This is a genomic window from Aureispira sp. CCB-QB1, from assembly GCF_000724545.1.
Taxonomy (GTDB): domain Bacteria; phylum Bacteroidota; class Bacteroidia; order Chitinophagales; family Saprospiraceae; genus Aureispira.
The window spans coordinates 190,330-204,540 of sequence record NZ_JHBV01000008.1 but is presented as its reverse complement, the minus strand read 5'-3'; the positions used below and the strand labels follow the sequence as shown (position 1 = coordinate 204,540).

Annotated in this window: 10 protein-coding genes; 1 reads left to right on the top strand and 9 read right to left on the bottom strand. The window is 34.7% G+C overall.

From position 1 onward, the window contains the following. The first annotated feature begins 594 nt into the window (after positions 1-594). Entirely contained in the window at positions 595-4,185 is a 3,591-nt protein-coding gene (locus CG11_RS03940; RefSeq protein WP_052593356.1) for a polysaccharide lyase family 8 super-sandwich domain-containing protein, read from the top strand. 96 nt (positions 4,186-4,281) lie between these two features. On the opposite strand, the gene CG11_RS03935 is transcribed toward CG11_RS03940, so the two are convergent. The 9 genes from CG11_RS03935 to CG11_RS03890 all read right to left on the bottom strand — a co-directional run bounded on the left by CG11_RS03935 (position 4,282) and on the right by CG11_RS03890 (position 14,210). Continuing rightward, complete coding sequence (locus tag CG11_RS03935; protein ID WP_052593354.1) at positions 4,282-5,211, bottom strand: DUF5655 domain-containing protein; 930 nt, start codon at positions 5,209-5,211, stop codon at positions 4,282-4,284. A gap of 125 nt (positions 5,212-5,336) precedes the next feature. After that, positions 5,337-6,446: a DUF6544 family protein gene (locus CG11_RS03930; RefSeq protein ID WP_052593352.1), complete on the bottom strand. Its 1,110-nt coding sequence runs from the start codon at positions 6,444-6,446 to the stop codon at positions 5,337-5,339. A gap of 13 nt (positions 6,447-6,459) precedes the next feature. Continuing rightward, complete coding sequence (locus CG11_RS03925; protein WP_052593351.1) at positions 6,460-7,500, bottom strand: two-component regulator propeller domain-containing protein; 1,041 nt, start codon at positions 7,498-7,500, stop codon at positions 6,460-6,462. A 67-nt stretch (positions 7,501-7,567) separates the two neighbouring features. Next, entirely contained in the window at positions 7,568-8,146 is a 579-nt protein-coding gene (locus CG11_RS03920) for a hypothetical protein (protein WP_052593348.1), read from the bottom strand. Positions 8,147-8,238: 92 nt separating this feature from the next. Then, on the bottom strand, positions 8,239-8,694 hold the full coding sequence (locus CG11_RS03915; protein WP_052593346.1) for a hypothetical protein: 456 nt from the start codon (positions 8,692-8,694) through the stop codon (positions 8,239-8,241). Between the two features lie 198 nt (positions 8,695-8,892). After that, complete coding sequence (locus CG11_RS03910; RefSeq protein ID WP_076784490.1) at positions 8,893-10,116, bottom strand: GTP-binding protein; 1,224 nt, start codon at positions 10,114-10,116, stop codon at positions 8,893-8,895. Between the two features lie 234 nt (positions 10,117-10,350). Then, positions 10,351-10,989 (bottom strand): DUF1826 domain-containing protein, encoded by a 639-nt coding sequence (locus CG11_RS03900; RefSeq protein ID WP_052593342.1) that lies wholly within the window; start codon positions 10,987-10,989, stop codon positions 10,351-10,353. A gap of 611 nt (positions 10,990-11,600) precedes the next feature. Next, on the bottom strand, positions 11,601-12,734 hold the full coding sequence (locus tag CG11_RS03895) for a hypothetical protein (RefSeq protein ID WP_052593340.1): 1,134 nt from the start codon (positions 12,732-12,734) through the stop codon (positions 11,601-11,603). 66 nt (positions 12,735-12,800) lie between these two features. Continuing rightward, positions 12,801-14,210, bottom strand: a complete 1,410-nt coding sequence (locus tag CG11_RS03890) for an alpha/beta fold hydrolase (RefSeq protein ID WP_081909449.1) — start codon at positions 14,208-14,210, stop codon at positions 12,801-12,803. Between the last annotated feature and the right edge of the window lies 1 nt (position 14,211).

Here is a 14,211-nt window from a genome sequence, read left to right as displayed (position 1 = left end):
AAAAAATTGTAGCTTTGAGTATATTGATAAAAACAAAAAACTTGTTTTTTGTTAAACACATCAAAATCTTGCCAATAATCAATCAAAAGAACGGCAAAACAAAGCAATTAAAATTTCCCCCTCGATGATTTAACTCCATGTTATTGGCAAATGCTTTAACACGAGAAGCAACAAAAGAGCTTCTTTTTCCATTGTTTTGTGTTCTATAGTAAGGTATATAATGTAGACTTAGTGAAAATTAAAAGTGCTTATTTCGTACTAAAGATAAATTAGTAGAAATGAGCAATAGTTTTATTTATTGTACACTTTGAGAAGCGGTTGTTTCAAAGTTAGAGGAGCTCATAAAATAAAACGGTTTTAATTATTGAGTTGTGAAAAGCATAAGTATTTAGTTTCAATGATAAAAAATGACATAAATCTTCCTGAATGGAGTGATTAAAAATAGATTGTTTTATCCAGCTTGTTTCTTTTGTGCAAAAGCAGGGTATGACTAGGTGTTTTGTGAATGTTGTAGGGATGTTTTTTTGACTCCTAATAAGATGAACTATAATAATTTATTTATAACTAATTCATTAACACACAAACATACATACTATGAGACTGAAATCGTGTATACTTTTTCTTTGGCCAAAAAGAAATATAGGGATTCTATTTTTTGTACTATTGGCTTGTTCTGGATACAGTCAAGAAGTGATTTTTGCAGATTATTTTGATATTAAAACTAGCTCTCCTGCAGGTAGTGTTGTAACAGGTAAAATACATTTAAAGAGAAACAAAGACGTATTGGTGACACCTGTTCCTGTTGGATATAATTTTGAGCTGACCACCGACCCTTCAGGGCTTTTTGATTTAACTAACAAATGGGATACTGTTGGAAAAATGCAAGGCTTATTGATAGGGGAGCTTTCTATAAAAAACGGTCAGACAACTCCGACTTTACCAACAAGTTATAACCTAACTATTTCCTTAAAAAACAACCAACAAGTTTTAGCTTCTCAACAAATTACAGTGCATATTGTAGATACAACAACGTGGGAAAAACTATTTGAGTATTACAAAGCAGAAACAATTAGTAATAGCCGACTTTATGGGCGGTTTACGTTGAGCGATGTTGCCATACAATCCTTAATTACAGAGGTTAACTTAAACAATGGGATGATTACTTCCGTTAATAATTTGTATAGTGCGCTCCCTGAAAATACCTCAGGTTTGGATAACAAACTGAAGGATATGGCAAAGCATATCGGAGCGATGGGCTATGCCTATGCCAATCAAAACTCAACTCATTATCAATCAGCAAGTCTTCGGCAAGCGATTTATAAGGCAGCTCGTTATTATATGAACTATTTGCCGATATTTGGAGATGATATTAGCAATCCTATAGGGAGTGCAATTGGAGATGGTTATCATGGCTTGAGGTTTAGTCACGGGAGATTGAGTGTAGGTACAACAACGCATCAATGGGTATTGGTTGATGCCTTAGGAGCTCCTTTAGTACAAGTGATGGATCATGTAATTGCTGATATTCATAATAATAATCCTGATGCTATTGCTTTGCAAGAGTCCATTTACCGATTCTATCAACATTATCTTTCTTTGGTGCCTACTCGTCGTGCGATGATTAATAATAGCCGATGGCGTGATATTGCTGATACGAGTCGGAATGAAGGGGCTTGGGCTGATGCCAATATTCACCACCGAATGCGTTCTTTAATGGCGATGGGAGTTATTTGGGCAGATTACAATCGTCCTATGACGTATGTTCCTTATTGGTATGATGATTGGAATAATGGAACTCCTTTTGCAGGCTTAACTTTGTCCAAAGGATGGAGTCCAAGAGGCATTATTTTGGATCTGAGACACTGGTGTACTAAAATTTACTGCAAAACTTACCAATATGCACAATCAGGATTTCATCCTGATGGGACAATTACCCATCATAGTGCTTATGGGGCTTCTGATGTAGCTTTATTTGCATATGGATTCGAATGGGCTTCCCTAACCAATTATGCAATTGAATATTTTAAAGAAACTCCTTATCCCTTTGGAAATTCAACCTATCAGTTTTTTACGGATCTTATTAAGTACACTTATCCGCATATAATTTACAAGCAACAGTTGGATTATGTTGTAGCAGGTAGGAGCTTTAGTTCTGATATGAGAGGGTTTACAATTGGAAAAATAGTTGCTCAATCCAACAAATTAATTGCTAATAAACTGCCTTCAACAGTGATTCAAAATGAAGCCGTTTTAGTTGCTTTAAAAAATGCCTTAAATAACAACTCACAACAGCAAAACAGTTCTGTAGCTTTTTGGAATGCTCATTATTTAGTGCACAGGAGAGAAAATAATATGAAAAACTTCTTTTTCTCTGTTCGCCAAAAATCAACTCGATCTGCAGGTGCAGAAGATTTTGGATCTATAAGACGTTCTTGGCATGCTGGTAGTGGTGTTTTTCAGCTAAGAGTAGATGGGGCAGAATACACTAAAGCAGTGTTAGATGAATACGATTGGCACATCTTACCAGGGGTTACAGAGGAGTGGCGAACGGATGCTATGCCGACTGGACGTGCTTCATTGGCAGGACCAGGGCTTAGTGCTCATTCTGGCGTTGTTGCAGACGGGGAACAAGCAATGGCCGCACACTTGTATGATCCAGCTCCTGGAATGTCAGATCTTGGCTTTAACATTACTAGTGGAAATGTTCCTTCTTACGCTATAGCCAAGGCTAATAAGTCCTATCATATGGTGAATGGTTGGGGAACAGCAATAGGTTCAAATATATTGAGAAAGAGTGCTGGACAAGGTTTAGAAATAGTTACTTGTGTAGACCAGTCTAAGCAGGATACAACCATTTATTACTCTGTTAATAGTGCTCCAGAAGTTAGTTTGCCACATACTGCTAGTCATAATCTGACGTTAACTATGACGGGACCGACTTGGTTGCACCATGATAATAAGGGATACCTAATCTTTCCGAAAACGAATCAAGATTTATTGATAAAAACGGGGACGCATATTAATCCAACATTAGGTGGGGCTAGTGATAATTTTATTATAGCCATAGGGCACGGAACGACACCTAATCAGACAACGCTCAATGGCTACCATTATGTATTAGTGGGAGATGTTGTAAAAGATAGCATGCCATTCATTATGAATCAATATTTGGCAGACAATTATATTGAAATAAAAGAGGGGAGATGTCATGCTGTATACAATCATGCCAATAAGGTGGCAGAGGTAGCCTTCTACGCAGCCGATACTGCATTTTTAGACAATACGCAAAGTACTTGGATTCGTGCCAATAAGGCGGCATTAATTCTCGAAAAAGAGGGGGTAAATGACATTCAATTGACAGTAAGTGATCCTATGCATGATATTAATAATTCTTCAATAGAACTAGAAGTTTCGCTAAATCTAATGCCAGGTACCTATCATACGGAGATTCATGGATTTGATACCATTGCAGGAGAAGTGGCTATTGTTACAGCATTAGCGAATGGAGGAAGTAGGATTGTGATCAATCTGCCCAATACTGGCGATGAATTGATTTATGGATATCAAGAACTTGTTTATGCTGGTGCTCCAATTACCTTAACTGTACCGAGGATGAATGTTGCCGTTTTACCTTTAGAACTATTGTTGTTCAATGTTCAAAAAGGAGAAAAAGAGATGACCTCAGAAATAACATGGGAAACAAATGCTAATTTGGATAGAAGCCATTTTGAGGTAGAATGGAGCAATGAGAAAACATTAAGCTTTTCAAAAATAGGAACGGTGACTACGGAAAACAATCAACTATTTTCTACAAATAACCAATATTTATATGTGCACGAAAACCCAACAGCTGGTGTTAATTATTATCGCTTAAAAATGATTGATAAGAACGGCGCTTTTGAATATTCAGATATTCGGGCAATAGAGTTTGATGATGTGTGGGGGAATGTGGAGGTGTTGCCTAACCCAACTACGGGGAATTCTGTAATTGTTTTTGAAAAATTGAACCAACAGGCTCTCTTGCAATTATATGATGCTGTAGGAAAGATGCTTTGGGAAAAGAAACTCCAGACTGGAATAACAAAAGCTATAATTGAGTTATCAACACTTCCCGCAGGAGTTTATTGGCTACGATTGTTGGACGAAAATGGCTATTTAAAAACATTCAAGTTAGAGAAAATCTAATTATTACTATTTGTAGAATTCTTATTTCCTAGGCAGAGGCACGGTATTTAGTGCCTCTGTTATTCATCTAATACTCCTCCCAACTATTGTATTTTGCTAACTATCGTTTTTGTTTTTTCTAATAGATTGCTTTATAAGGCTTAGCAAATATTCTATATCATCCAAATCTTGGACTTTTATTTCATAAGACCCATTTCCCCAATGTCCTACACTAGAAACATCTCTTGAGATATTCTTTGCATCCATCAAATCTCCACTTTTTAGATTGAGGTATATTTTAAGTGCTTTACTTTGGATTACAAAATCACAAAATATTTGATTCTCGATCTTGAAGCCAATCGTTTTTTTCTTTGGATGAGGAGAAACGTTATCATCTAAATTAATTATTCGCTCTTTTAAGGCATGATACATCTCTTTAATTTCAGAATTAGCCCCTTCCAAGTGATCTTGTTCGGTATAAACCTTTACTTCTTTATTGACTTGGTCGACAACGGCATCTTTGCTTGAGATGGTCTTAATACTTTCTTGAGCTCCCGAAGTCTTTATTTGGTTGTAGGTTATTGTCTTATTGTTGTATCTTTTTATCTCCCATAATTCAATGGGTAAGTCTTTAAAATTAATCGCCTCTTTTTGGTAAGTTGTAAAGGATGGTGAAATAAAAATTACTCTTGATTGCGACCAGTCAACGTCTTTTCTTCGTAAAGTCCCTTTACCGCTTTCATTAAATTCTAAAATAAAATCAGCCTTGTTGTTTAGCATCAACGATAGATAGGCGTAGCCTTGGTCAATGACACTAAAATTTTTATCTCGCTTGTACTCAATAATTACAAAAGTTCCAGCTTCCTTGTCAAAAGCCAATGTATCAATTCTAAAATTGTTTAAACTAAATTCTGATTTTACGAATTCAAGTCCAAAAATTGATTGTAAATTGTTTTCGGTTAAGGTCTGAATATCTTTTTCCAGTTTAAAAGGATGTTCCTTAATATTTTCAAGGTTACCGTTTTCAATTATTTTGAATAATGGCATTTTGTGTTTGTTTTTTGTAGAAACTAATTGGTCGCGTATCTTTTGGATAAAGATTGTGGTCGCTGAATATAAGCCTTTCTTAGAGTAAAACCGTAGATTCTAGTATTTATATTTTTTATTGCTTATTAATGGATAGGCATTGCGTTTACATTGTACCGAATATCCGTTATTTTTAATTTCAACCAAGTCCATTCGCTGCCTTCTAGTTCCCAACTAGCCTCACATTCAACGGGTATTTTTATTCCATTTATTTCTTTAGTTTTAGTGGCAATTACTGTCCATTGAGTCGGTACTTTATCTTTTGGATCTCGGTAACGCATGGTTACAAATTTTTCAAAATTTCCATTTGCATCAAAGTGAAATTCACCTGTACCTTTCGTTCCATCATATTCCATTGTAGCCCTTGCTGAGTAGTCGTTTATCGCTTCCCATTTTATATATTGGCTCAAAGATGCAGAAGGAAACCAAACAATTTCAGCCAAATAACGCTGCAATGTTGCTTGGTCGACCTTTTTGTCATGTTTTGCATTGGCAACAGGGATCATTGAAAGGAGTTTAATTAACATCTCACCTTTGCCATCCTTAAATTTATCTCGCCCTACTACATTTAATATTGAATTCATTTCTGTGCTAATATTCCAACTAAAAGCAGGTGGATAGACTGTGAAATATTGCTCTGCTTTTCCTGTGCTCCAATTTTTTTGTTCAGGTTTTAGTTTTAACAATAATTCTTGAGTTAGATACACATTAGAAACATCCTGCTTGCCAATTACGCCACTATTGCTTAACCATTTTTGAATTATTAGTGGTAAGTTATTGAATGATTGCTTATCAATAATCTCTAGATTTTTGGGATGTGCGCTTTGATAAAGAACATTTCTTTCTTCTTTAAGTTGATTCTCAAAACGGAGATACGAATTAGCTACAATAGCTGCAAATAAAATAATTAGATTGGCTATTGTCCCAAATTTTGCATCAGACCAATAGTTGAAAATTAAAAGTTGCGAAATAGTCACAGAAAAAAATCCGCTTAACCACCAGTAATTGGGGCGGAAAAAATATAAAATGAGTGTAATGGAAAATAGAAGAAATGCCAATAGCCAAAGCACTCCAAAAGTCTTTGAAATGGGGTGTGTAATCGCATTAAATTCAGATAGGTTAAATGCTTTTAGAAATCCAAATAAATGGATAAGCCCATGAATTCCAATTAATATGATTAAAACTATTCGCATCATTTAGTGCTACTTTTTATTTATTTTTTAATTGGGTTAAGTCAGTCAATTGCATTCCATCATATTTCCACAAATTTCCTTTTCTACCACCAAACCATAGATGACCATTTTTATCTTCTAAGATTGTTCTTATAGAAACTCCTGTTAACCTGTCAAATGTTTTGAAACTCCCATTCTCATAATAACAAAGTGTTTCTCTATCGCTACCCAACCATATTTTGCCATCGCTGCTTTGAAAGATGACAGCAATATTATTACTGCACAAGCCATCATTTTGATTAAAATTAGTAAAACTAGTACCATCAAATTTATCCAATCCGCCATTTCGATTTCCATTTGTTCCTATCCAAATATTTCCTTCTCGATCTTGGTAGAGGCAACGAACCATATTATCACTTAATCCATCCGCTTTTTTGAAATCTTTCGATGTCTCCCCATTAAAACGAACAATACCTCCATTGCTCATTGAAGCAAACCAAATATGATTATTGTTATCTTTTATAATGCTTTGCACAACGTTGTGATGAAGGTTATCTTCATATTTTCTGCCTTTGTTAGCCAAAATATTTTCAAATGTTTTTCCATCGTACTTGTAGGCTCCAATACCCGAGGTGCCAATCCAGAATATTCCATTCTTATCTTGAACCATCGAACTAGCTTGATTGGGATTTACAGTTGGGTAGATGTTTTTATACCAATCGCTGTCCGTGTTGATAGGAGGAAGGGAGATGGGAGTAAATGTTTTGCCATTGTATTGGCACAAGCCTTTATTGGTTGCCAACCAAATGTGCCCTTTGTTATCTTCAATTATGCTCCATATTTGGTTTGTACAGAGACCATTTTTGATATTAAAATTTGAAAATTTCCCATTACAATACTTATAAAGCCCTTCAGTTGATGTTCCAAACCATAAATTCCCATTCTTGTCTAACAAACTACTTGTAATAATATCAGCATCTGTGTAAATTTTGGGATCTGTTATTTGAGTAGGTTTGTTTTTTTGTCCGCTACAAAAAGCAAATAAAAGCAACAGTATTGTAGGCAATAAAAATTTCATTTGGATGATTGTTCACTTTGCAATGAAGTTATGCTTTATTTAAGGACTTGAAGGCATAATCAGAGACTTAATTACTCTGTTTTTTTTCATATCCATTCTTCGTATAGTGGTATATTCCCTCTTTCAAATTAGAAGGGCAATAATTTTTTGTTGTATCGTCATATTCAGGATTGGATTCTACTAGCTCTTTTTTTATATTTATAATACCCTTTGAATTGATTTTAAAACTATATTGGTAAGCACAAAAGCCTTCTGAATTAGGAGAATTCTGGTAGGCATCGGAATAAAAATATTGTTTGTCTAATGAAGTAGTACCTTCAAATAAGAGTTCTTTTGCGTCTACATCCCAAACTTCAATTTTCCCAATTTTAACTTTTTCACGGATACTGAATGTACCTCCCTCTTTCTGTACATCTGCTGAGCATTTGCGGTATATAACGACTTCTTTTGCTCCTATTCCATTGATTTGTATTGAATCAATAATTTCAATTTTTTCATAAACACAAAATGAATGAGGAACAATTGGGGCTAAAAAAATAGTATCATTGAGATTGTTGATATATAGTGTGTTGGAATCTATAATCTGAGATTTAGCGCTAGATAATACAAAAATGTAAAATATGAATATAAGTTTGATGTGCTGCATAATTGGGAATGATTTTATAGATTAATTTTCTCTACCCAATACAAAAAAAGTACCATATTACAGCAAAAATCTTTTAGGGGAATTAATCAAAATTAACTACATAATTCTGTTCCCCAACTAGAATGCCCTCTAGAGTCCCAACATTTCCAATTTTTCTTTATAGAAAGAACAATCCATTTATCATTTCTTTTAGTTAGCTCCATGATATATTTCTCTGCTTTTATGGAATCATCTAGCAAATTATCATGAATTAAAGTCACTATCACATTCCCATTGCCAATAGTTTTTTCTGAGATTTCTATTTTTTCATTTCCCTCACTAGAGTTTACTTCTTTGGGGTAAAACAGTATCATGACTTCTTTGGCAGATAAAACCTCTTGTTTATGGGTTAATAATTGATTTAAATTATCACTACTTATTTCTTTGAATTTTTCATCTTTATAGGTGGTTTTAGTTGGAACTTCCTGTTTTGGGGTAGAATTGTTATCATTAGAAGCACAAGAAAAAGTTAAGGTTATTGTTAAAATCAATCCTACTACTTTTTTCATAATGTTGTTTTTTTTCGTTTGAGAATCTATTTTCCTAAAAAGCGTGATTGTGCGATAAATATATATTTTTTTGAGCTTTGCCCCAAGACCCAAAGAAATTTTATATGGAGGAATTAAAAAGGAGTTCTCATTCACACGCTAATATGACCTACAGTTGTGCTAATGCAGGAGAGAACTCCTTGGATTATTGCTTGAATTTTAATTCATAGGATAAACTCTATTAACCGCCCATTCATCCTTGTAACCTTCTTGCCAAGCGTTCGAACGAAGTTCTTTTTCTGTTGCCAAGCAAGCGTCTAATTCCGTTTGGATTTGATTCTGATCTAAGTTGTGCCCTATAATTACAATTTCATTGGCACGGTCTCCAAATCTATTATCCCACTTCGATTCAATTAGATGCTGATTGTGAAGATAAGATGGGTTTGCTAGCCTATTCTCTTTGGGCATACTAGCCCACCAGAGTCCTGCACTATCGGCTCTTAGTGAACCACCAGCTTGATTCCAAATCAAGGCTTGGTTGGGGCGAGAAGCCATCCAAAAAAGCCCTTTACTTCTTATAATGTTACTAGGAAATTTGTATTGGATATATTCCCAAAACCGAACGGGGTCAAATGGAAGATTACTTTCGTAAACAAAAGAACTAATGCCATATTCTTCTGTTTCGGGAGTGTGTTCTTCTCTATTCAATTCTTCTATCCAACTTGTACTTTGCTCTGCTTCTTCAAAAGAAAATAGTTTTGTATTAATAATTTCGTTGGGATTGACTTGACTAAAAGTGGATTCTATTATTTTGGCATTTGAATTTAGTTCTTGAATCGTTGCTTTTAGAAAACCTAGCTTTTCAGGAGAAACTAAGTCTGTTTTATTAAGAATAATTACGTTAGCAAATTCAACTTGATCGGTTAATAAATTGACAATGGATCTAGTGTCTTGTTCCATATCAGTCAACTCTCTGTCCATAAGTGTTTCAGCACTGCCAAAGTCTTTAAAGAAATTAAAGGCATCAACAACTGTCACCATGGTATCAATATAACTCCATTTAGATAAATCAATGTTATTTTCTTCATCTATAAAGCTAAATGTTTGAGCGACAGGAACAGGTTCGCTAATTCCAGTACTTTCAATAAGCAAGTAATCAAATCGTTTTTCTTTGGCCAATCGTTCGACTTCAGCCATCAAATCTTCTCGGAGCGTACAGCAAATGCATCCATTACTCATTTCTACTAACTTCTCTTCTGTACGAGACAAGACATTTTCATTTTTTACTAGGTTAGCATCCACATTTATCTCACTCATATCATTGACAATAACAGCAACTTTTAGATTATCTTTGTTATGCAAAATATGGTTGAGTAATGTCGTTTTACCAGCACCTAAAAAGCCACTTAATACAGTTACGGGCAATCTTTTTTCTATTTTCATATTCGTTTGAGCCATTTTATAATATTTTCCAAATGTTGTTCCCCATAAAGAGCAATGAACTTTTGAGTTTCAGTATTTTTTCTATCTAAGTAGACGGATAGTCGTTTTGCTGCAAATTCTTTGGTTAAATGAATTTTGCAGTCGTTTTCAATACAGTATTTCCACTGTTCAAAAGATTGAGCGATCATGTTAGAAATTTTGAAGCGTTGTTTATAGGAATACTTCGTTGCTTCTTCAACGGAGTGATGTCATATCAATTCTTAGTAAAAGCCTTTTTTGTTTCTTTTTCTCAATACTTGGGCTTTTGTGTAAGATAGCTTGTGCATTAGGATACAAAGTTCCCTTTAGTACGAGCACATCCCCTGTGTTGGCTTGTTGAATAAGTTCAGGATTTGAAACGATTTGTTCGTTGTCTTTTCCAGAATAATATTCATGTCTATTTTCGGCTTCTATAGGCAACCAAAGCGTGGCGGGACCATGATAAGTGCAGAGTAATCTTAATTTATTCGCATCTGCATGAAATCTACTGCACAAGTCCGTTGTTATCGTAGAAAAGAGCACGCTAAAATGTTTTGTTTTACTCGTTGTTTCAAAAGAATTAAGCAAATTTGAAAAATCATTAAGTAAATGATGCTGAGGCAAACCGTTACTAGCAAAATAATCTCTACATTCTTCAAGTATCTTTTTTGAGTTTCCTTGTGCTTTTAAATGAATACCTTGATTTAAAAAGTGCTGTATTTCTGCTTCAAGATGCTGGATTTTTCTTTGGTAGATTGCAATATTGACTTCTTGAAAATGAATGTTATTAAGTACCGTCATATCTTCTCCTAATGACGCATTCTTAAAAGAGCTGATTTCTGAGTTTGTGTTCATATAGCTTATATCTGTTTTTTTGAAAACGGTAGGTTTAATATAGGTATAACAAAAACTGCTTAATGCAACAGTGTTGCAAATATAGAACAAACTTTTTAATAATGCAACAGTGTTGCGTTAGTAAAAAAGAATAGAGTATCTATAATTATCTTTTGAGAGGAGTTATACAGAGAATAGGATTACTTTGGAGTTTCATTTTTAATCTAGAAAATAACTCTAGGAGAGAGGCTCTTTGAGTCGAATCTATATTTTAGATCAAATTCTCTTTCATTTAACAATAGTTCGTTGAAACCACGCAGTAGCAGCGAAGCTAAACTTTATTAGTTTGATAATCAACAAGTTGCAGGCTTGTTGCGTTTTATCTTAAAACTTTAATTATCAGGCTAATATAAATGTTCTTTTTTATCTTTTTGGCAACTAAGCTTGCGATCTTACGAGCGTAGCGAGCTAAAAAAGTAAAAAATCAACGAACTACTAATTTAAATTAATAGCAAACTATAGAACTCGGGACGAGAATCCTATAGCTGCTATGTGCACGAATGGGGCTTGTTGTAATTATCTAGAAATAAGATGGGCGTATTATACTGTTTCGAAGCATTGTACTCTAAGAACTATTGGTTGTTGATTTTTTGCAAATCTTTATCAAATGGAATTTGCGCGGCTAAACTTCCATCATCATGATATTCAAATTTTAAAGCAGCAAACTGACCATTCGGATGGAGCGTAATGTTACCGTTCGAATCATAAAACTTTAGCCATTCTACACGCCTTCCATCGGCACTAAATTCTCGTTTAGCATGCAAGAGCAAATTGCCTTCCAAATCATAATTCTTTACCTCTATTTGGTTGTTAAATTGGTCGTAGGCATTGATTGTACGAGCAACGCCATTGGGCATCGCTTTATTTTTGCCAGCAACATCAAATCCTCGAAGTTCTACTTTATTTCCTCTACAATCGTATAAGTGTTCGCCTATTGCAAATTCAGGCGCATTACCTTCTACTGGCTGTAAGTTTTTATCAAAAACCATCCATCTCGAAAAATTCTCTTCTTGATCATAAACAATTCGATCCATTCCTGCTTTCATCGTATTATTAATAATCTTTCCTTCATCATTTAAGTGGTACATAAAGTCTAGTAAATCATCCGTACCAAATTCTAATCTTACAGTATAAAAAGTAAAATTAGGTCGTATCGTTTTGGGAGCTCCTTTTAAGTCAAACCGTTTCTCAATGACTTTTCCATCCTTCAAATGTTCCCATTGATAAGTATGAATTCCCCAAGCATTTTCGGAAGGTTGATTGTCTTTATTATAGAACTTAACTTCAGTTCGTTTGCCTTTCTTATTGATAAGAAAGACAGCTTTATACATTGCACCGTGTGCCTCAATAGGTTTATTCAGATGATCGTAATAGTGTCGAATTTCTTGATTGGCTTGATATTCTATGGTCATTTTTGGTGAAAACCAAATAAAACTATCCCAGTTTCCATTGTCGGCAATAAGGGCATCTCCCAGTCGATGCGATACTTCAATCAGCCTATCTTGCTCATCATACACAAATAAATAGTGGGCTTCTTTTTGGGCGGTGGCATTATCAATAGGATGGTTTCCTCTAGTGTCAGAATAAGGGGTTTCTCGAAATATCAAGTGGCGGTAGTATTCTTTTTTGATGTTATTTCCTTGTGCATAGGATGTTGTAACAAATGCAAGAACTATCTTTATTAAAATGAAATTTGTCTTATTCATATACATTTTTTTGGATTAAATAAATGTTGAATGGGTAAAGAGAGATGACTTAATGATGCATACACATTATTTTACTTTGTTCTTTATAACATTAGAATGCTTTTTCATCCACGCTATACTTTTGGTTGCAATTTCTGTGTTGAAGTGGGTAACAAATGTATTGATATAGGTGCCGTTCTGCATTACTGTTTGTAGTTGTTCTCTCGAATCAAATTTCAAAAACGCATGTTCGGTTTTAGGAATTAACTGAAATGTAGCGTTTCCATTGTGTTTATTGACATTAGTAGAAATCATTTCACCATACTTAGGATGGATAGCTTGTATGTCATATTCACCATGCAAAACCAATACGGGAGATTTTACACTAGCCCATGCTTGTGGGACTTGTATATTAGCTAGAGATTGCCAGTAGGTATAATGACGCTGAATATAGTAACCTTCTCTCAAAGTCTCTGAGACACCATCTGTTTTTAATCGATCCGAATAAATAGGATTTTTTAAGAGCTCAGTATTGGTCTGTTGGTGCACCAACATATCTTTTATGAAAGGCAAATAATACTTTTTGTTCTCCTCTATTTCTTGATTGGTTCCGCCCATTATTAGAGGTTGTTCGGTGTATATGTCGATCATATAATCGTACCAATTTTTTCCGACAATGCCATAAACCATAATTCCAGAAGGAGTATGTATTTTAGCTAACAAAGGAGCTATAATTCCTCCCATAGAGTGACCAAATAAAAAGATATTATTGGCGTCAATAGCTTGATTTTTTTGCAAAGCTTCATATGCTTTGGTAAACGCCATTAGCTCTTGATCAAAATCAATATCCATGCAAGGAATTTTGCTCTTACTGTCTCCCATACCTGGCTTTTCTACAAGAAATACGGCATATCCTTCTTTTATCCAGTAATCTATGAGTTGTTTGGCTGGATTGCTATTTTGCATTTCAATGCTTTGGCAAGTATAACCTTGGATAAAGAAGACAACAGGAGGCTGCTTTTTGTCATTGGGGAGATACAGGATTGACCTCAAAAGGTTGTCTGTATAGTGGACGACCCCATACTGTACAGTTGCATGAGGATGTTCCTCTTTTACTTTGCCAATAGCTGTCCCTTGATAAATTTTTTGCTGACCATTCTCAAAGACAGTAATCTTTAAATCATCTCCTTCTTTAATGCCTAGAAGTGCTGGTCTTAAATCTACTAGAGAAGAGATGGTATTATGGTTTATTTTTTGAAGTATCGTTCCTTTTGGGACTCCCATCTGTCCCAAACTGGCATTAGGAAGAATTTCTGAAAGATAAATGCCCGAATTGGTACCAAGGTCTTCCTCAATTGCAGATAAATCGACTAGCCTAGCGCCTAAGAAAACATTTCTCTTTAGCGTTTTGTTCGTTTGAGTTTGGCAACTTCCCACCATGTAGATAAGGCAGGTAAAACTAAATAAGATTATTTTTTTTAATACGTTTGATTGCATG